Here is a 19,614-nt window from a genome sequence, read left to right as displayed (position 1 = left end):
TGTATCTCCTGTTATTACTGACTTTGTTAAAGTTAAATATATTTTTACCAACATATTTACCATCATTATTGTTTTCTTATCAATAAAATGTCAATTAAAAACAATTGGTTGTTGTCATAACCATCTAACTATACGAATCTGATTTAACTTTATCTATCAACATGATGTTGTCGTTATTTTTGTTAAAGTAATTGATATAAAACAATTAGTTAATTTTTAGTAAATAAACGATGTTTAGTCAAGATTAAAGCACTTACATCCAAGATCACTTATCTGCTCTCACACCATTTTGAAAACCCGCCCCTCTTTTCCACTTTCTCTATCATGTTGAATGGGTTAACTTTTATGAAACTTAAAAGCAATCGGTAGAATAATGACTACACAAAAGGAAATGGAAGAAATCAGGACTGCATTATCTTGGTTTGATGTACGCCGATATGATGGCCTGAAAGACCTCACCCTAGAACAAATCTATGCAGAGCTTGAAAGACGGATGTTGGCTTACAAAACAAGGCAACAATGGGAAACAGCAGGCAAAGATAATCAAATGCAAGCTATATACCATGATGCCAAAATCCGATGTGGTGATGTGATACTTCAATCGGACTGGATTTCAGGCAATCACAGACTGTCACATAGCTATGCTGTAAGACCAATGAGCAGAGTTCAATTGTTCAACTATGGGCGGGCTATGTATCGGCTGGAGAATTCTGAGCAAACAGACCCTGTTGCAGTGAGTTCGGACTACATCTCTGAGTATCTTAAACAAGGGGGCATGAACCCTGCTAACAAGATGCTGATTGAAATTGACTTGGAAGAAGCCAGCAGTGACGATCTCGCAGAACACCTGAAAGTACTGATTGCTCTATGGCAAAAGCACCTAAAAACGCCTAAGCCACCTAAACGAATGTTTCGGTTTGGTCATAAGACCTTTGAAAGAATACTTGATTACAAAGTCATCCCTTTGATGGATTTGATCTCATGGGAACAGCTCTACAACGAAGGTAAGAACATACCTTTCAACATCTTAGCTGACATTCTACATGGTACTGGTGGGATTCGGAGCCGTGATAACATCAAAGATACTGATTATGATTACGCGAAAAGTTATCTTGATAACGATGAGTACTTCAAGGTTTTAAATGATTTTTATATTAAAAACAATATGTTAAAGGACTGGAAGATCACTGACGTGATAACATTTAACGATAAAGCCACGGATAAAAACAAAAAGTAAACACAAGGGATGTTCACAACCTGCGAACGTCCCTATAAAGAGTATCCCTCCAAAAATTTCCGCGAAACTCACGGTTGGTGAACATCCCTAGTTTAGAACCAGCCAAAATCCTAGAATTATCTCCATCGAACAACACAGGAGATAAACATGGTTCAAAACAAAACAGATAAAACTTTAAAACTTATTCGCTTATCAGAAGTAATAAGGAAAACCGGGTTCGGCAAGACGTGGATTTATAAACTTATCAGCGCGGGGAAATTCCCCAGACAAATAAAAATCGGTGAAAGAGCTGTTGCTTTCATTGAAAGCGAAGTTGATGAGTGGATTTATAAAGCTATAACTGCTTCTCGTAATACATCTAACTAATAAAAGGAAAATAACATGAAAAATATAAATGTGCCTGAAATATCATTTATCTTTGATAATGATAAAACTGAAGTTTTCTCAAGAATGGCAATGGATAACTTAGCTCTTTATGTGGAAAACATGTTTAAGATAATGGGTGATCAATTTGAACGTCATCTTTATGATAAAAAATATATGAATATGGTTATGGATCATATTATTTATATCACAAAACCAGACTTCCTCAAGTGGGTGAGAGACAATAATGTTGGGGAATGTATTTTTTTGATTGATGAAGTTATGGAAGATTTAAAATACTCTTATAGAGAGTTCAAAAAAATCTATCCTAAACTTGGCATTAAATAAAGAGGAAGAAATCATGAATAAAGATCTGAAAAAAGAAGCAAACAAGATATTACTGCATTTATCTAAACAATGCTTTGAATTGCGTGTGAGTTCTATTATTCAGAACCATCCTGAACAAGTAGAACAACTCAAGCATGAAGAAGCTTTTATGATGAATACTTATAAGGACAGTATTAAAGTAGCAAAACAGATGTTCCCTAAAGTCGTAAGGAATACATTCTTTGATGTAAAGTTATCACTAAGACTCATTGATAACGATTTTATATTGAAAGCATTAAAGGCATTTCATAAAGAAATGGATTTTATGAAAGATTCTCAAAAGTAGTTTTTTGTTTTAGCCCCGTATTCAGGGGCTGAAAATAAGAGTAAGTTAAAATATATCATGTAAAAATGAGGAGTAATCATGACTAAAAATATTGAAAGTAAAAATACATCTACTGAGTTGTTTTATGATCTTGCAAAGCGTTCTTTTGAAGCGAGCTGGAAAACAATGCAGGATATGTGTAGTGACAGCATTTCGCATCTTGTCGATGATGCTGATTTTATGAGTGCATTTATAAGGATAACGATTAATCATGTTTGTCATAACTTTGACAAGTTAACCGCGCAGGAAGGCCATCATGGGAATATTGAAGAGGTTAACTACGAAGAAGTAGCAGAACGGCTTGTACGTAATGCTTGGATGTATTGTTAATACCTGCGACTACTTTTTATTAAATACTAAATATCAATAAGAGAGGATATAAATGAAAAAAAACAAAATGAGTAAAAAAGATGAAACGATGATCTTTGCAATATCAGTGACATTAATGTTATACGTAAACAAGATTTACGGTATGGCAAGTGTAAATGATGAAAATGTCATGACTTTCGTTAAGGAGCAGGATGCCGTTGATTTTGCGCTACGTGTTCATATGTTAGAGGTTCTAAAGGAGTTTGATTATTACAAAATCCTTTTTGGTACGGGGAACGAAAAAAAGGAATATATCGATATGGCAGAGTTATTGAATAGAGTAATGTTTTATCATGGTATGTATATTAAGGATATGTTGATAAGAAATCTGGAGGAAGGAATATCTATGGATGATTATGGTGTGCTGAACTGGAATCTGGATATAAAGAGATAATATCAGAAAAAGATCCTTTAGAGGGATGTATGAGTATATTAATAGTGTAATGCCGGAATGGATTCCGGTTTTACATAGCCTGACTACTTCGGTGGAAGCGTCGAAAGCGGTGCTTAAGGACTTTGAATTAAAACCGCCAAAATAAATTGACGGTCATAGAGTGGTCAGATCGCGAAGTCTTCGAGTGTTTTACCTGCGTCAATAGCAGCAGCCATTGCTTTAGGAGTACGGCCCTGACCTGTCCAAGTCTGCTCATTACCGTTTTCATCCGTATATTTGTATTTAGCAGGGCGTGGAGTGCGTGTTGATTTGGCTTTAGTCTGAGATGAACCAACTGCTGCGAGGAGTTCCGCCGGGTCAATACCATCATCTAACAGTTTCTGGCGGTAGGCTTCCAGCTTAGCCTGACGCTCTTCTTGCTCTTTGCGTGAAGACGCTTCTTCCTCACGACGATCTTCAACGATAGTCGTCAGTTTTTCCAGCATCTCTTCCAGAGTTGCCAGATCTGTTTCACGGGCCTGTGCACGAAGTGTACGGATATTGTTCAGTGCCTTGAGAGTTTCACTCATACGATGCCTTCCTGTGTTTAAAATGGGGATTTATAAAGTTAATGTATAGGATGCGATTGAACAGCCCAAAATATACCAACCATTAAATAATATAGTAAATACTACTGATTGACCAATCTAATACACCCTATTTCAAGTGAATAACATAGATTTTTTCTTAAAGAGACATTTTCTTGCCCTTCTGGCTTGATGGTGCGAACTCTGACGAGATGTGAGAGAGTTGCTCAAGGCTCTGTTCAATAGAACGCTGAAACTCCAGAGCGGCTTCTGTACGCTGTTTTACGACCAAGGCAACAATTTCTTCATCACTTTTTTCTGAGATTGCTTTACGGTAGAGAACGCGTTCGTTAAACAGATCAAGATTACCTGATGACTTCGCTGATGTGTTAGCTTTTGAACTGCTTATCGGGTTAAGTTCATCAATAAAGCATTCAATAAGAGATTCTCTCTTTTTATCCAGTCTGCGAAGTTCGGTATGGGCAGACTTAAATTTTTGAATCTTAATCCACGGAATATTATCAGAGCATAGTTTACGATATTCATTTCGGTATTCCTCTATCGGAATATGATTTTTTAGTTCTTTTACTGTATCTAAATATTGGATTAAATCACTGTTGTCTGTTTTTACTTTTCTCATATAAAACCTCGTTAATAAAATAATGTATATATTTATATTACGAGATATGGTGTAAGTGTCAAATGACCTAATATATAGGCAAAAGTTTTATATGTTTTCTTCTTCATCAAACTCATCTTCTTGAGAATAATCATCAAATATGCTGTCTTCTGAAACAGAGTCCCAGTCAATATCTTCGTCGGGCGTAGAAAGTAAAGGTTTATCATCTCCTTTATCGATGGTTTTTTCTGCGTTGTTTGTAAGTACCGCATCTTTATAAACGGTGACGAATACGTCTTCTATGCCTTCACTGGTCGTTCTCAGCGACTTCTTAACATATTCTTTCCTTGTGGCATTTAATGTTCTGTACTGGCCTTTCAGAAAGAGATTTGCGTTTATCATGGTATGCTTCCCTTCTTTGACCAGAATTCCTTTATTTATTAGCTTATTCCAGCATTTACATACGTTAGATTTGCTCATATTAAGCTCTTCTGCGAGTGCCGACTGAGATATACTGGCAATGAGGTTTCCATGCTGCATGAGTTTACATAAGCGGATCATTATTGTGTATTCTGCACCAGACATATTTTTTCCGAGTTTTTCCAGATTATCAAGAAAAGCATGGACATAGGATATTCCCGGTTGAATATCAGAACCTCTCTCTTTTTTTACATTTACGGTTATTTTATCTTTTCTGTTTCTGTTATAAAAACTGTAAATCTCCAGTTTCTGTTTGTCTGTGAAATGATTTCTGTTTATATATTCTTCCACTTCTTCACTGCTGGAGGTCATTATTGTATTGTAATCAATGCTCATCGGTTATCCTTTTATTGTTTTTATGTTTATTCTATATAATGCAGGATATACTTTTGTCAAAAATAAATGTGAAAAAAGGAAAAATAATACACTTTTGCGAAATAGCGTTCACTTCTTTCTGGGAGTTTTAACTATAAAAAAGTTTCCACAGAAGAAATTTTGGTTTCCGTACAGGAAACTTCAGTTTCCACAGAAGAAACTTAAATTTCCGTACAGGAAACTTTTTGCGTGAAATCTCTTTTAAATATAATAGGTTACGCCTCCTTAATACTATAATATGTTTAATAACCTTAACGGGGAGTGTGCCGGTTAAATGGCACCGTCTATTTTTCTGCTTTGTTTTTACTTGATGTTATGGGCAGCAAGTGATTGTTTTATACAATCACGAAGCGCTGCTGATTTTTTAGTAAATATACAATTGTTTTTCCTCTACGTTATAGCGGCTACGCCGCAATTCTTTATGGATAAATCCATCATTAACAGGGATGAACCCTGTTTCAGCAATGTGATTGTTTTGGACAATCACTAAGTGCTGCTTCTGAAAATTTAGTTTTCCTATACGTTTAAGAGCAAGTGCTATATGTTATCTCGGTAATGCTATATATCGAAAGAAGGATCTGATGTTCAAAAAAAGGATCCTTTCCATATTGCAATTAAATAATCGGAAATGTGTTAGCCATTAAATCCTGTTTGATATCAGCGTCAGGGCGTAGCCGTGCGGCAGCACATGAGCGTTAGCTCATAATATAAATATCTTTTCAAAAGAGAGTAATAAACAAGCAGTAAACCTGTTCTGAAGAGTAAGTTAAATTGGATTTTCTTCAACAGGAAATGGTATTTTTTATATAAGATAAGGAGGAGCATACAATGAAAGCTATAAAAATAATAAACATCTTTAAAGCGAAAGAAAACATTCCCTTTATGACCTGTTTGATCACCAGCATGGAGGAAAATGAAAAAGGAATAAACCTCACGCTGGAAAATGGTGAAAACATTTACATTAAAGATTACGGTTATTACTTCCTGTCAGAAGCTGACGGTGATTTGGACAGAGAGCAAATGATAAACAGCTACAGAAGGTTATTTTCTGAACTCTGCGGGATAAGTAAAGTGACAGTAAATTCATTAATGCACAGAGCTAAATCCACCACCATTGTTCCGAGGGCATTTTTTGTAACCGAATGATAAACATCTCTTTTAAGTCAAATTAAAAATAGGTTAGTATTGCATCAACTAAACCATAGAAATGACAAGGAAAAGGAAATGGATCGTCAATACAACAATGAACTGACCCCGGAACTGCTGGCAACAATGGATCAATCACCGTTCACTCCCGAACAGTTGGTAGCAATGAACGATGAGGCGAGAAGGATCATTGATGGCCAGCAGGATTATCGCCGCCAACACCCTGTGAATGCCATTTACCGTATTGCTGTAGATGGTAGCCTTACCAGAGAAGGGGGCATTGTGCGTACTAACTACAATGGATGTGAAATCCAGCTTCCAGATGGGCGTAAAGTTAATGTCGCTCTGGAAGGCGATGATGTCGTTTATCCTGATGGCAAAACTGCCAAAATTGTGACAGGTTCTGGCAGGATGAGTGAAGTTAATGGTCGTAGTGTCGCGCTGGTGGGTAGCCGTCTGAACAACGGGGATGAGATCATCAGCACCCCACAATCGAGTGAGGTTTTGCTTCACCGTGAAGGTGAACAGTTACCGGGAGATTTTCTGACAGAAAAAGGATAAGACTGGTGGCAAACATCGTTCACGGTAAAAATGTTGGCCTCGATGGCGATAAAACATCAACAGGGGCAACCTGTTATGCTTCACTTACCCGAAGCTCGGTGCATGGCAGATATAAACTTCATCTTGGCGACAAAACGTCCTATTGTCCCAAATGTGATAAGGTTGGGGAAATAGTCGGAGGCAATGCCCATCAGACTCAGGACAGTATCTCTGTTGCTGTGGATGGGGCACCTGTCAGGTGTGGATGCCCGGCAGGAATTAATTATCTCATTGCTCCCGGAATAATCACGCGGAGCGCGATTCCTGTTGACCAGTTGAATGAAATAAACAGCGCGAAAAACAGTAGCCTAAACAAAATTAATTTCCAGTGTTCTGACGATAACGGAAGCTTGCTTAAGCAACACCGATACCAGCTTATGTTCCCCGACGGACACACCGAGGAAGGAAAAACTGACGATAATGGGATGACGGCATGGCATTTTGCTGACAGTGCCAGAGGCATCCATTTAAATGTTTTCATGGAGCAATCAGAATGAGCAGAGCGCTTGTATGTCTCGGTGATAAAACCACCTATGGAGAGATTATCTCCGCTACTGCAAGCTGGTTTGAGGGGAATAAAGCCATTGCCCGCACTGGAGACAAAGCCTCATGTCGAAAATGTAGTGGGTATTTCGAAATTATGGCATCCGCGCAGGACTGGACGGAAGACAGGAAAGCCTATGCTGCAACAGGCGACAAGGTGCTATGTTGTTGCTCCGATCATTATGTCTATGGTTCAGCTACTCAATACACCAGCACAACACTCTCTTCTCTGACGTCCCGCAATACCCGAGATAATTCTATTCCTTCACAACAGGCACAGGACAACAATAGAAGGGGCTGTATCCGGTTTCAGTGTGTTGACGATGAGAAACGGTTGATGGCGTGTTGTCGTTACACCCTGATGTTCCCGGATGGGCGTTCCGAAGCGGGTATGACAGACGATAGTGGCCTGACTGGATGGCATTACGCAGAATCAGCAGACGATATCAGCCTGCATATTCTGAACGACCATGTTCACCTGTAATCATCGGGCAGGAATGCCAGAATGGTATTCTGCCGTTATTCCCGACCATATTTCATGGAGTGTTGAGGATCGTGTCAGGAAAGAGATTTAAAATCATCACCGTAGGTGACCAGACCACCACCGGAGGAAGGGTTCTCAACGGTGCCAGAACAGTATTTTGCCAGAGTAAAGCGGTCGCGTTTATTGGCTCAACATCGTTCTGTCCGCAATGTAAAACTTCCGGTGTCATTCGCCGGACTCAGCCCTTTAATGTCTTTGCTGAAGACAGACCCGTTTGTATTGAAGGGGATATTGTCGAGTGTCGTTGTCCTGTTGGTGTTAACCGACTGATAGCCTCTTCGGGAGCTTTTGAGTTTATTGGTTATGATGATGGATGTGTCGGATATAGCATTTCTTCTGCCAATAGTGAAGGCGAATTATTAAGTCTTTACTGTGAACAACGTCAAAGTGCAATTGCAAATGAATCAAAAAATGATTATATGATTCAGTTCCACTGTATGAATGATGCGGGTTCAGCAATGGCACATCATCATTACACATTACTGTTCGCAGACGGATTTACTGAGACTGGCATTACTAATGAATTTGGTGATACCGGGTGGTATAGTCATGAGTCCGCACAAATAGTCGCTATTAATATGGAAATGCATTAATTATGCCTGTGTATCATTTAAGCACCCGCATTAAGTCGAACGTTGCAGCCTGCAATATTTTATATGATTTTCTTGTATACAGAGTAGATTCAAAAAGAAATAAAATAATAATTATCGATGTAAAACAACAGCCCTTACAGAGCAATTATGAAACCCGTGATCACATGACCCAAAATATTACGGATGATCTTTCTACTATTTTTATCATGGAGGTCACGATTTACAGAAAGACAATGCTGAAAACCCTATGTATGACGCCAACGCCTTTTACCAGAATGTATACGTTGGGAGAACTTGCTTCGGGAAACGCATGGTCGCCTGTCAAACGTGAAAATCCCTGCTATTTTGAAACACAGGGGACTCCACGCCCGGAAAATCAGGGAGGGCATACTCAGCAGGTTCAAATCACCATACCATCCCGTCCGTTTATTGCGAAAGAATATCCGATTGGTGATGTTCGTGATCCATTTGAGAAAAATAAAATAGAAACACAAATCAACAGGCGTTATAACTGGCAGGATTACCCGAACCAAGGAGGTGCAAGCACCTGTGGTCCGGCGGCATTTTTTTACTGTTTACAGAAAGATCGGCCTGATGTGTATGCTCAAGCCGCAAGAGATTTGTGGAAATATGGGAAAACTAAAATTGGTCATCTGGAAATAGCTCCCGGAGATGGCTGTAAGCATCCTTCTGGAGATTTTTATGATAATTATGGGGCTATTATTTTAGGTGTTGATTGGATGACACTAGTTGGATTGCGAGATTCAGAAAATGCGGTATTAAATTTCGATACATTGGACTCTCCTGTTGCTGGGATAACCTTGTGGGATACATTATCATCGTGGTTTGAAAGAGCCGGATATGAAAAAACATTCAGTAATGTCGGGATTACTCAAGCTGGAGTTCAGGGGATACGTGAATTAAATGAATATGTTAAAAAAGGCTATAGGGTTATCACATTAATTAATGATGGTATATTAGAAGGGAGTCAGTCTGAGAGAATGACCGTACCTACACACTGGATTGTTTGGAATGGACCTGTAATACAATGTAGCGATAACAACATTCATTTAGACTTCTTTTCATGGGGACGAGTTAATGGGAGAATTAAAGAAGGAAAAAGTCTTGATTTTTTTATAAACCGGTTCTTTGGAGGTATGGTATTTAAGCCATTAAAATAACATGAAATTTAAAAAAATGACTTTTATCTCATCAGTATTAGTTTTGTCGGGATGTAGTTTACTAACTCCAAAATCAGAGTTCATTCCTGATAGTATAAATTTAAAAGAAGCTGTGGTTGGTGTCCCATACATGGCTAAAATAGATATATTAGGCGGGGTGGTTATTGGCGGCGAGGGATTGGAAAGGAAAATCGGTTTTATTGTACCAAATGATACAGGTTTATATTTGCGAAACTGCCAACCATCTTATAGTGAAAATACGACTATTGAACCACATGTTAGTGATAACTATAATTGTGTTGAGATTTTTGGAACGCCAACCAAACGAGGTATAATAAAAGTAAATATTGGCGGGAGGATGTATGGGAGCATGGTTTCAAAATCAACCAGCTTTAGTAAAACCTACAATCTCAGAGTCAAACTAGAAAATTAAATTATAGAGATAAAATAGTATTTAGAATCCAGAAATCGCAGCGTTCTTGACTAGATGACATGTTTTCATAGTGGAGGAGTAATGTGGGAATTAAAGAAGGTAAAAACCTTCAGTTTTTTATTAATGGATTTTTCGGGGGGATGGTTTTTAAACCATTGAAATAAAATGAGGTCTATTCTTTTTTCTCCTTTTTTATTAATGTTATCGTCATGTGCATTGAATGCTGAATTTATTCCTGATGAAGGAAAGCTCAATGATGCCACCGTTGGGATTCCATATTACAACAAAATAACTATTTTGGGTGGACATGTGGTTTCAGATTATAATCGAGTCGTAGGGGATATTATTACTCCCACCGGAGAGTTTGTGACTTCCTATAATGGAATACATCTTCAACCGTGTGACGGCGATGTTTATAATAGCAATTGCATAGAGGTGAGAGGAACACCTAAGAAAACTAGTTTGTTGACTATTCGTATTATTGGTGGTGTCAGTGGTGGAATGTTCTCACATGTTGCAAAATTTGATAAAACTTATACAGTTGAGATTAAGGCTGCAGACTAAAATAGCATTTTAAATTTTCTTTGTCATGAAATATGAATTCACAGGATTGTTTGGAATGGTGAAAAAAAGTCTTTATATCGGGTTTGTTTTTTTAGAAGGATTTCTGATTGGTGCTCCGGCTTACGCACAAAGTATGCAGGAGAGAAACGAGGCTTATGATAGGTGCCAAGTTGATGTATTAGTGTGCCAGCAAGCAGCTGAACATGGTGATACACAGGCTCAATATAATTTAGGGAAAATGTATTATACAGGTGAGGGTCTTCCCCAAAATATTAAGATGGCAAAGATGTTGTGGGAGCGAGCATCTAAAAGCGGTGATGCTTCATCTTTAAATGGACTGGGAGTAATTTATTACACAGAGAAAAATATAAAACATGAGAGTGTCGAAATTGCTAAGAAATTATTTCTTCAGGCAGCACGAAAAGGAGAGTATCGTGCTGTTATAAATATTAACTCTATGTTAAAAAATAAGAATGCTGACATTCAAGACTTAAAAGAAGCCGATGATGGATTTAGTCGTTTTCATGAAAATAACAAAAAGATGTTGGAACAGCTCTCCAATGATGGTAATGCTGATGCCTCATATAAATTAAGTTTGATCTATGAAGGAGATGAAATACAAAAATACGATCGGGAAAAGCAGATGTATTACCTTGAAAAGGCAGCTAAAGAAGGTAATCCGTATGCACAGTATGATATCGGCTACATTTATTTACGCGGGAGTAATGGTTTAAAGAGAGACCGTGAAAAGGCATTTAATTACTTAATTGAAGCTGATCGACAGGGTAATCGTGATGCTCCATATTCTCTCTATGAGTACACTAATAACACCAATGAAGGAAAAGCGTTAAAATATCTCAAGAAAGCGGCAGAGCGTAGGAATTTCAAAGCCATAAGAGATATTTCATATTATTATCTTAATGGTGAGGAACCTTATCTCAATAAAGATTTCAAGAAAGCATTCAACTATTTTGAAACCCTCTCAACCACACTAACCAATAAAGCTATATATTATCTTGGGAACGATTATCAATTGGTGGCGAAATATCAGTTGGCTATTATGTATGTAAATGGTCAGGGGGTAAATAAATCCAAAGAAAAGGCAATAGATCTGTTTAAGGCATCCTGTGATAACGGTTATAAGAAGAGTTGTGATGAGTTGAGTCATTTGAAGTGAAAGCAGATAGGACTAATCGGTATAAGCAGCACCTTGTTCCTAGTGTGTTGCTTCATTCCTTGTTACTTTGAACATCCAACCAAAGCACTCCAACTATGGTGGTCCGTAGTATCACATTGCCCTAATCAATTGATAAAAAAGATCGATAAACATAGTTTAATAGTTACAAGCGATTAAAAACGATTGATTGATCGGTATTTTAATTGATTAAATCGATCAATAGTGTTTTTATGATAGATTTAATCTATTGATTGTTTTGCATTCGATCGATATAAACGATATGACGAACAGTAAAAATAATTCAATCCTATCAATTGGTTAAACAGGTTGTTTTGTTGGTGTCGTTGCCTGTAGTCCGGCTAAGACCCACGTAGCGCTTGATTCATACGCTAGACAACCTCATCCACTATCACTGATTGGATATGAAAATGAAGAAAATTCTACTTGTGGCAGGTGCTGTTATGGCTCTTGCTGGTTGTGGTGAAAAAGGTGACTTTGAGAAAGCGATCAACGCGAAGATTGGTCAATCAAAATCCTGTTTTTCTCTGAGAGATAACAATGTCAATTTCCCTGTTCGGCTCTCTAAACCACGATTTGATGAGACTGGCACTGGAACAGGCTCTGTTATCCTCGATGCGCTTGTTGAGCAGGGGCTGATGGCCTTCAATAAAGGCTGGGACGATAACGTGCTGGGTATTACAGATGAAGGTAAAGCAGCCAAGATTTGGAATACACAAGAAGGTGTTTGTATTGGCCGTCGTGTTGTCGATCAAGTAAAGGAATGGACAGAACCGGGGAATGGCAACCAAAAGGTTGTGAGGGTTTCGTATACATGGAAACTGGTAGATGTTCCACGCTGGGTGGATAAGAGCGCATTTTCTGATGTTAAGGGAATGAATGGGCCAGTTGATGGCACTATGACCCTTGTTAAAACCAGCAACGGCTGGAAAACTAATTAAAGGATACGCTCATGGAAAATAATACGATTCAGTGTCCTTTTTGTCTGAAGGAAAGCCAGCGTGGGGTTCATGTCTGCACCGGCTGCATGGCGACTGTCTTATACGGAGCCTACCCCGGCTGGTATGCTTTCGTGGTTATCCTGCTGACTTTTGGACTGTCAGCTCTGATTGGTATGTCATCAGGTATGGCTGGGGCGACTATTAGCCTTCCGATAATTGCCATCGTGGGGTTTGTGGCTGGCAAGGCTATCTTCTCTGATAATGTTGTTTTCAGAAGAAGAATGTGATAGCAAATTTTAATAATACATGGGGGAACTCACCCATGTATTATTTTTTCAATTAAAGTCCATTTCTTGCCGATTTGATATCCAGTAAATTTATCTGATCTATTTTATCCTTATGGATAACTATTGTCAGCTTTGCTGGATATTTAAATCTCATCTCGCTTATTCTGAAAGTCCATAACATTATTTTGAGAAGTTCTTCATCACCTATGTTTTTATGCTCTTTAAATCTGGTTATCCCGGATCCAAAGATCGGCACGGAAACGCATTTCTGTGCATATATTCTGTTTATTTGATCCCAGAAGTTTATCAAAAAACCTAAGTAATCAGGCATTGTTAAGTATGCCTGATTATGAGCATCAAATTTAGAAAAAGCAGTCAATAAATATTCGTCATTAACGAATATAGTTCCTAAAGCATAGCGCTGCTGCTTACCTGATTTGCGTTCATGATTAACGTTTAAAACACAACATTCATCGTGGTTATACTCCTTAATGGCAGCATCTAAATTAGGAATGGATGAATTAAGATAATAGTTAATGTAAATACCATTAAGTGAGTTTCGTGAAATCACGACATCATCAACTTGAGTATCAAAATACTCATTAAAAGCTATTACCTTAAAGCCCTCTTGCTCGAACAAGTCTCCTGTTTTGACTGTTACCGTGCTACCTTCAATATCCAGACTAACCTCATTGAGATCGTTGGATCTTATCCATAAAAAAAAATACAAAATTAACAATGACAGAATAAATAAAAAACCATATCGAATTTTATGGTCGGCAGGAATAGTTAAAAAAATTAAGATTAATGAAAATGCTGTGCTAATCGTGGACGTATAACCTGAGAATATTTTCCTAATGCGCTTGTCTAAAAATTGTACTTTTGCCATGTTAAAAGTAATCTCCAGTATTGTTCTATCACTTCCTGCTTGTAGTTTCTTTTTGTAACAAATATGTTGAATTCGTTAGTTTACTATGTGAACAACTCATTGTATAGTCATAATTTCACAAAAGAAAATTTAGATAAGGATTTCAGATGAGTTACAGAAACAAGACTTATGTTGCATTTGCCAGCGAAGATATTAGTTATTACCGTTTGATGGAAGCATGGAAAGCGAATGAAAATATCGATTTCAATTTCTTTGATGCTCATGATTTGTTTGTGTCGAGAGACACAAGTAAACCAGATACAATAAAGAAAAATCTTCGTGAACGAATGAAAAATGCCAAACAAATCGTACTTCTTGGAAGTTCAACTGCCAAGAAAAAAGGTGGTGATGGCGACTCATTCCTTGCACATGAAATAGATCTCATTCTTGAGTTTAACCTTCCTGTGGTCATCGCTAATCTGGATGGTGGCAGGACTGTGAATAATGATTTCATTCCTAAACCATTATTGGATGCAAATCACTTTACTATGTCTGTTTCGTTTCAGCCCAAAATCATCAAACATGCATTAGATAACTATTGTGCGACTTATTCCACAAGCACAAATAAAGGGCCATATTATTATAAAGCTAGTGTTTATAGTGATTTGGGTATTTAAGCTATTATAATTTTAAAAAAAACCATAGATAACAACTTATACTATGGTTTTTTATTTAAAGTTAAGATTGGGTGATATTCTGGATTCACGTTTTCTTGAGATGAATACCTAAATAGTCAGCTTCCACTTATTTAGAAAGTTCTAAGCTATATAGGATTTAATAACTGGCTATACCCACAAATCATCTCATCGATGAAATCATCAGCTATATCAGGAAAACCATGAACAAAAGTATGTATTTCCTTTGTTTTGAATATCTTGTTAAGGTAGCTCTCATCCTTGTGTAAGACATGTATTGGCGGGAATGGTCTGCTATTTATAATTTCAGTATTTAATTCTCGATCATTGATTATGTTATACTGGTCCCCTGTGATATCAACAACAATATCATTGATTTCAAGCCAGTAATGGGTTATCCGATCATGTTTTCCTGTAGCTGCACTGACTCCTTTTATTTCAAGTTCAGGCCATAACATCAGGAAGTGATAAGAAAGAAGCATCGAAGAAAGTTTACAACTCATAACAGGAAAACAGTCTATAACAAGGCTGGTGTTCTTTTTGTCACAGTTCTCGATCAATTTTCGAAACATTGTAGCTTCATCTTTGATTTCGGTAATCGTTAACAACATGTGTCCTTGGTAGAGTGAGTATATTAATCTAGATAATATACATAACTGACGGTGAATTAAAAAGAGTATTTTATTATTGTTCTCTGTAGCCGGAAGGTATTAGCTTTAATGTATTTTTTCAGGATGGCATTGGTGGAGTAAGTTCCAAACTATGAACGCCCTTAGGCCATTTTTTAAGGACGGCTCAGAAAGAGAGAGATTAATTCCATAACTTCCAATAAAATGAAATTTACAGATTATTGTTGGAGAGACCGTGTTATCGCTTTGCTTATCACCTCATACGATTTTTCAGCTTGTATGTTAATAAGTTACAACAGAGAGAGATGTAGAGAAAAAGATTTCGGATGGCATATTAAGGGGCGCAGTTGTTATGTGTTTTCTAATACTTTAACAAATCCTCAGATTTATAATATAAATAAAATCTGATGGACATAATAAATGTTATTTCTATCAATAAAATTAATTCTCATAATAAAATCATTTAAATGAGTTCATGATATAAGACCTATAGTATATATATCTTGCTTTTCAATAGTGAAAATAATATAATAAAATACCTGATTTTTTTTTGCGAATGGATTTCAGAGGCAATAGTGTTTAAACGTAAACCCAAGAATATTATGATATCAATAGGTGTCTGGACATATGTAGTTATCATTACATTACTTGCATTCATTTATTCTTATCAAAAAAATGATGTTCAAGAATTAATAAAAGAACACGCTTTAGTTTTAAATGTTTTCTTAGTTGTTTCAGCCATTTTTATTCTTATACAATCTCAATTCATCTATGTTAATAAGCGGTTTAAGGAAAAAGATTATAATAAAGTCTATTCTTACAATGATTTAAATCATTATAAAGATATAATCCCTATAGTTGCTGTTTTAGGTTTATCAAGAACGGGGAAAACAACCTTAATTGACACTGTTTTTTATAATAAACCATTAAATAAAAGGACGCAGGGTATCTATGGTAGGTTAAAAAACATCGGGGATAAAAAGGATGTTTTTTTCTACGACATGAGTGGTGAAAGCACTATACAGATAAATGACGTTATGCATTTGTCGGATTGTATCATTTTCTTGCTAGATCATAATGAAAGTAGCGATGATACAGCTATTAATGAACAAAGGATTAATGCGAACGTTAAATTAATCGAAGATTTGAGTTCATCATATAATGAAAAGGGGAGTAACAAGAACATCCCAACTTTGTTTTTAATAAACAAGTCTGATTTATCTCGTGATTATGATTTATATGAAAGGTTTTATAAAAAAGCAATAATTAATTGGAGTCATGTTTTTGGTAAAAATAAAAAATGCATAGAATATTCAAATAAAAATGTTTCAGAGGCCATTGACAATACTTCAAGTACTACATATGCATTAAATGACATAATTGAATTTATAAAGGTGAATGTATATGAAAAATAATTTCTTTGAACCTTTGATTTTGAATGATATTCCATTCAATTTTGCTGTTATTCTCCCAGTAAACGGTAGAGACACGCTTTGTATTTATAATGATAGGAAATTTGGGCTAAAAGCATATGGTTATTTTCAATCTCATGACCAAGAAAATAATAAATACTTAATTTCCTCTATTATAACAAATGCCTTTGGTATAAAGAGTAACGAAAAAGGCATACATTTTATTTTTTCAGAGGATACCTATCCTGATATTAATAATGCAGACGAGAGAAACTCCCATATTATATTTGCATGGGAGGGTTTAAGTAATAAATGCAATCATGAAAAACTATCAAATATATTTCATGCTTATGAGAAATATATTTATGAAAATTTTAAAAAATGGATTGATATTAAGACGAAAGAACTTGAGGAGTTCAATGGTAATGATTCAATAAACGTTAATTATAATGAGATAGAAAATATTGAAAGAAATATTGAAGAGCGTGTTTCTATAATAGTATATCAAGCAGAACGAGTATCTTCACTTATAATTAATAAAAACAAAAAAACTAGGCAGGTCTTGCTTGCTTTTTCATTCATATATTTAATTATTATCTCATTACTGTTTTTTATGAAGTTCATTATTTGAAAGCTCTAATTTTTACTACGATAACTCGATGGCCTCAGCCTTGGGGGAAGGCTGCTCGAATGCTCAGGTGGTCTGGATGGTACAGGTGGTGTGAGATCCAGACTATGATCGCTTTCAGGCAGTTCTTTTTTAGGATGACTTGGGAAGCGGCTGGTCTCATCCGGCGTTGGTATATAGTCATCTTGGTTAAACTTGGCTTTTTGCTCATATTCAATGCGAGAGATATGACGGCCTAATACCTCGTCAAAGACGTAGTTTTCAGCAATACGTTTATCATGTTCTTCACTGATAAGATCAATATGGGATTTGTTTTCTTTAGCCCATACAAACTTCTGTTTAAAAAAATCAATGACAAGAGTTGTGAAGCGTTTAAAAATATTATCCTGACGTGGAGTAGTCTGTTTCCTCTTAACACGTTCAGGGGCGCTTCTGGATGGCCTGTTTTGGTTTTTAGAGGAGGATGTTTTCAGGGTAGTATTTGTTCTGGAATCAGAGATACTTACCAATGGTTTCTTACCAGCAACGACCTTACTGACTTTTGTTTTATCACTGTAAGATTTAACGCCACGCATACGAGTATGAGGAGTTGGTGCTACCAATACAGGTCTTTGATTCTCATCAGTAGAAGAGCCGGGGTGTGTTTTAGGTAATACAATCTCTTCTGGTTCAGCAAGATGTGTAATCGTAAAGCTTCTGACATCAACGACGATTTCAAGATCAAGTTCGCTGAAAGTCTTGTAGACTTCAACCGCTTCCTGCTTGGCAGCATCACGAACAGCCTGTTCTGCTGCTCTTTGCTCTTGTGCTGCTTTACTACGCCATTTGGCACTATGGATACGCTTCATTGGAGGACGGTTTGTTTCAGCGGCTTTAGCAAGCCATAGCGCTTTTTCTTCATTATCTAAAGCTACTGCTGCTTTTTCTAAAGCTTCCTCATGCTGGGCTTGGAGAGAGCGATGGTCAATACGTTCTGATGAACCAGCGGCAGCGAGGTAGCTGTTAGCCATCGATGCCCATGATTCACGCCATAAAACAGACATTTTTCTGTCGTTCCAGCTTCTTTCTTTTTTACCAAAACCTTCAGGGCCTATGGTTTTTAATGTTAACATAACGTGAGCATGAGGATTATCGCTATCAAGATCATGAAAAGCGATATCGGCAATCATGCCTTTATCAACGAAATTTTTCTGGCAGTATTCAAGAACAAGCTTTTTCTTATCATCATTGGTTAACTCGGCAGGTATGGCAACATCGAAATAACGGGATGTTTGACCGTTGTGCTGGCGCTCAACGCTTTCAACTTCATTCCACAATGCTGTAGAGTCTTTTACGATGTGTGCAGGAGCATTAGCAGGAGCTAATATGAAATGCCCGTATAAATCATTACGGCGACTATAATCATACGTATCACCTGTTCTTTCATCTGTGATTCTACAACGAGCATGATAGGCAGCTTTCGCAACGGAAGATCTGCCTTCTGAACGTTTCACAATTTTAAAATAAAGATGAAAAATAGCCATACAATAAAAACAACCTCAATATAAATTTCAATATCAAACCAAAATATAAATCTCCAATGCGACTATGCTGGTTTTAGTTTTTCGCAAGAAAAACTCTGGTGTTGACGTTGACCTTGTTTCCGAAGGAAACGGTGTTAGCCTGCGGCAGCAACCGTCGGTAGACCCCACACGCTCACGAAGTGAGTGTATAGGTGGGCATTGCTTTATTTTTATATCTCCTGAAGGAGCTAAAAATAACGACAATGTATTAAGTTTTTCTATAGTTAAATAATAACTCTAGTTTTACAGACTGTGAAATTAACAGGGCTAGAATCGGATGAACGGCTGAGGTAGCGTAGTTATATTGAATATTTTGGCTTTAGATAACGCCCGTAAGGGCAAAAGTAGTGTTTCCCCTCCCGCCGTAAGGCGGGAAAGCAGAATTTAAGATAAAATGGTGAAAGTTACAAAATATTTTATGTGTTGCACAATTCACAGGTTAAGGCTCAAAATCAGAGTTTAAAAACAACAGGTAAAATGTTTTTCATTGTTCTGATAAAATAAGTAACGCAGAGAGAATCAGACATTCAATGTTAGTGGCTGCACTCGTTTGTGTTGCATAATTTTATTTTTAGCTCACTGATATCTCATTTTTAAAACAAAAACACCATTGTTTCGGGATAAATCCCATCATTAACAGGACAAGCCTGTTCAGCAGATGATTGTTTTAAACAATCA

The 19,614-nt window shown here is 36.9% G+C and carries 26 protein-coding genes; 20 read left to right on the top strand and 6 right to left on the bottom strand.

The features are described 5' to 3' along the window. Nucleotides 1-373 precede the first annotated feature (373 nt). From ACERY3_RS12705 to ACERY3_RS12680, 6 genes are all read left to right on the top strand, one after another. Entirely contained in the window at nt 374-1,237 is an 864-nt protein-coding gene (locus tag ACERY3_RS12705) for a DUF6387 family protein (RefSeq protein WP_032443437.1), read from the top strand. 147 nt (nt 1,238-1,384) lie between these two features. After that, complete coding sequence (locus ACERY3_RS12700) at nt 1,385-1,603, top strand: helix-turn-helix transcriptional regulator (protein ID WP_373225801.1); 219 nt, start codon at nt 1,385-1,387, stop codon at nt 1,601-1,603. Nucleotides 1,604-1,618: 15 nt separating this feature from the next. After that, the gene (locus ACERY3_RS12695; RefSeq protein WP_032260079.1) at nt 1,619-1,948 is read left to right on the top strand and encodes a hypothetical protein; all 330 of its coding nucleotides are present in this window, start codon (nt 1,619-1,621) and stop codon (nt 1,946-1,948) included. Between the two features lie 13 nt (nt 1,949-1,961). Beyond that, nucleotides 1,962-2,273: a hypothetical protein gene (locus ACERY3_RS12690; protein WP_373225800.1), complete on the top strand. Its 312-nt coding sequence runs from the start codon at nt 1,962-1,964 to the stop codon at nt 2,271-2,273. Nucleotides 2,274-2,351: 78 nt separating this feature from the next. After that, nucleotides 2,352-2,642: a hypothetical protein gene (locus tag ACERY3_RS12685; protein WP_373225799.1), complete on the top strand. Its 291-nt coding sequence runs from the start codon at nt 2,352-2,354 to the stop codon at nt 2,640-2,642. Between the two features lie 52 nt (nt 2,643-2,694). Then, nucleotides 2,695-3,075, top strand: coding sequence for a hypothetical protein (locus ACERY3_RS12680; protein ID WP_373225798.1), 381 nt, complete (start codon nt 2,695-2,697; stop codon nt 3,073-3,075). 164 nt (nt 3,076-3,239) lie between these two features. Here ACERY3_RS12680 and ACERY3_RS12675 read toward each other — a convergent pair whose 3' ends face one another. The 3 genes from ACERY3_RS12675 to ACERY3_RS12665 all read right to left on the bottom strand — a co-directional run bounded on the left by ACERY3_RS12675 (nt 3,240) and on the right by ACERY3_RS12665 (nt 5,076). Then, entirely contained in the window at nt 3,240-3,644 is a 405-nt protein-coding gene (locus ACERY3_RS12675; RefSeq protein WP_373225797.1) for an H-NS family nucleoid-associated regulatory protein, read from the bottom strand. A 157-nt stretch (nt 3,645-3,801) separates the two neighbouring features. Next, the gene (locus ACERY3_RS12670) at nt 3,802-4,281 is read right to left on the bottom strand and encodes a DUF4756 family protein (RefSeq protein WP_373225796.1); all 480 of its coding nucleotides are present in this window, start codon (nt 4,279-4,281) and stop codon (nt 3,802-3,804) included. A gap of 87 nt (nt 4,282-4,368) precedes the next feature. Then, nucleotides 4,369-5,076, bottom strand: a complete 708-nt coding sequence (locus ACERY3_RS12665; RefSeq protein WP_373225795.1) for a hypothetical protein — start codon at nt 5,074-5,076, stop codon at nt 4,369-4,371. An 867-nt stretch (nt 5,077-5,943) separates the two neighbouring features. Here ACERY3_RS12665 and ACERY3_RS12660 point away from each other — a divergent pair. The 11 genes from ACERY3_RS12660 to ACERY3_RS12610 all read left to right on the top strand — a co-directional run bounded on the left by ACERY3_RS12660 (nt 5,944) and on the right by ACERY3_RS12610 (nt 13,142). Then, nucleotides 5,944-6,261, top strand: coding sequence for a hypothetical protein (locus tag ACERY3_RS12660; protein WP_373225794.1), 318 nt, complete (start codon nt 5,944-5,946; stop codon nt 6,259-6,261). Nucleotides 6,262-6,339: 78 nt separating this feature from the next. After that, on the top strand, nt 6,340-6,822 hold the full coding sequence (locus tag ACERY3_RS12655; protein ID WP_373225793.1) for a PAAR domain-containing protein: 483 nt from the start codon (nt 6,340-6,342) through the stop codon (nt 6,820-6,822). Nucleotides 6,823-6,827: 5 nt separating this feature from the next. Continuing rightward, a complete protein-coding gene (locus ACERY3_RS12650) occupies nt 6,828-7,358 on the top strand; it encodes a PAAR domain-containing protein (protein ID WP_373225792.1) in 531 nt (176 codons plus the stop codon). Then, a complete protein-coding gene (locus ACERY3_RS12645; RefSeq protein ID WP_373225791.1) occupies nt 7,355-7,888 on the top strand; it encodes a PAAR domain-containing protein in 534 nt (177 codons plus the stop codon). The genes ACERY3_RS12650 and ACERY3_RS12645 overlap by 4 nt, the downstream gene beginning before the upstream one ends. A gap of 71 nt (nt 7,889-7,959) precedes the next feature. Continuing rightward, nucleotides 7,960-8,541, top strand: a complete 582-nt coding sequence (locus ACERY3_RS12640) for a PAAR domain-containing protein (protein WP_373225790.1) — start codon at nt 7,960-7,962, stop codon at nt 8,539-8,541. A 2-nt stretch (nt 8,542-8,543) separates the two neighbouring features. After that, nucleotides 8,544-9,722, top strand: coding sequence for a hypothetical protein (locus tag ACERY3_RS12635; RefSeq protein ID WP_373225789.1), 1,179 nt, complete (start codon nt 8,544-8,546; stop codon nt 9,720-9,722). A gap of 1 nt (nt 9,723) precedes the next feature. Further along, nucleotides 9,724-10,155 (top strand): hypothetical protein, encoded by a 432-nt coding sequence (locus ACERY3_RS12630; protein ID WP_373225788.1) that lies wholly within the window; start codon nt 9,724-9,726, stop codon nt 10,153-10,155. A 165-nt stretch (nt 10,156-10,320) separates the two neighbouring features. Continuing rightward, nucleotides 10,321-10,719, top strand: a complete 399-nt coding sequence (locus ACERY3_RS12625) for a hypothetical protein (RefSeq protein ID WP_373225787.1) — start codon at nt 10,321-10,323, stop codon at nt 10,717-10,719. A gap of 55 nt (nt 10,720-10,774) precedes the next feature. Next, nucleotides 10,775-11,896, top strand: a complete 1,122-nt coding sequence (locus tag ACERY3_RS12620) for a tetratricopeptide repeat protein (protein WP_373225786.1) — start codon at nt 10,775-10,777, stop codon at nt 11,894-11,896. 428 nt (nt 11,897-12,324) lie between these two features. After that, a complete protein-coding gene (locus tag ACERY3_RS12615; RefSeq protein WP_373225839.1) occupies nt 12,325-12,855 on the top strand; it encodes a membrane lipoprotein lipid attachment site-containing protein in 531 nt (176 codons plus the stop codon). An 11-nt stretch (nt 12,856-12,866) separates the two neighbouring features. Continuing rightward, a complete protein-coding gene (locus ACERY3_RS12610; protein WP_373225785.1) occupies nt 12,867-13,142 on the top strand; it encodes a hypothetical protein in 276 nt (91 codons plus the stop codon). A 52-nt stretch (nt 13,143-13,194) separates the two neighbouring features. On the opposite strand, the gene ACERY3_RS12605 is transcribed toward ACERY3_RS12610, so the two are convergent. Next, nucleotides 13,195-14,031, bottom strand: coding sequence for a macro domain-containing protein (locus ACERY3_RS12605; RefSeq protein ID WP_373225784.1), 837 nt, complete (start codon nt 14,029-14,031; stop codon nt 13,195-13,197). 146 nt (nt 14,032-14,177) lie between these two features. Between ACERY3_RS12605 and ACERY3_RS12600 the strand changes: the two genes are divergently transcribed. Next, on the top strand, nt 14,178-14,687 hold the full coding sequence (locus tag ACERY3_RS12600) for a TIR domain-containing protein (RefSeq protein WP_373225783.1): 510 nt from the start codon (nt 14,178-14,180) through the stop codon (nt 14,685-14,687). Between the two features lie 146 nt (nt 14,688-14,833). Here ACERY3_RS12600 and ACERY3_RS12595 read toward each other — a convergent pair whose 3' ends face one another. Continuing rightward, complete coding sequence (locus ACERY3_RS12595; RefSeq protein ID WP_373225782.1) at nt 14,834-15,316, bottom strand: hypothetical protein; 483 nt, start codon at nt 15,314-15,316, stop codon at nt 14,834-14,836. 593 nt (nt 15,317-15,909) lie between these two features. On the opposite strand from ACERY3_RS12595, the gene ACERY3_RS12590 reads away from it, so the two are divergent. Then, entirely contained in the window at nt 15,910-16,749 is an 840-nt protein-coding gene (locus tag ACERY3_RS12590) for a GTPase domain-containing protein (RefSeq protein ID WP_373225781.1), read from the top strand. Beyond that, nucleotides 16,739-17,377: a hypothetical protein gene (locus tag ACERY3_RS12585; RefSeq protein ID WP_373225780.1), complete on the top strand. Its 639-nt coding sequence runs from the start codon at nt 16,739-16,741 to the stop codon at nt 17,375-17,377. The genes ACERY3_RS12590 and ACERY3_RS12585 overlap by 11 nt, the downstream gene beginning before the upstream one ends. A 5-nt stretch (nt 17,378-17,382) precedes the next feature. Here ACERY3_RS12585 and mobQ read toward each other — a convergent pair whose 3' ends face one another. After that, nucleotides 17,383-18,897, bottom strand: coding sequence for a MobQ family relaxase (gene mobQ, locus ACERY3_RS12580; RefSeq protein ID WP_373225779.1), 1,515 nt, complete (start codon nt 18,895-18,897; stop codon nt 17,383-17,385). Nucleotides 18,898-19,614 lie beyond the last annotated feature (717 nt).

The sequence above is a fragment of the Enterobacter cloacae complex sp. ESBL7 genome (assembly GCF_041679625.1).
In the GTDB taxonomy this organism is placed as follows: Bacteria; Pseudomonadota; Gammaproteobacteria; order Enterobacterales; family Enterobacteriaceae; genus Enterobacter; species Enterobacter asburiae_B.
The sequence above is the reverse complement of the archived record's forward strand: the minus strand, read 5'-3'. Positions and strand labels throughout refer to the sequence as shown.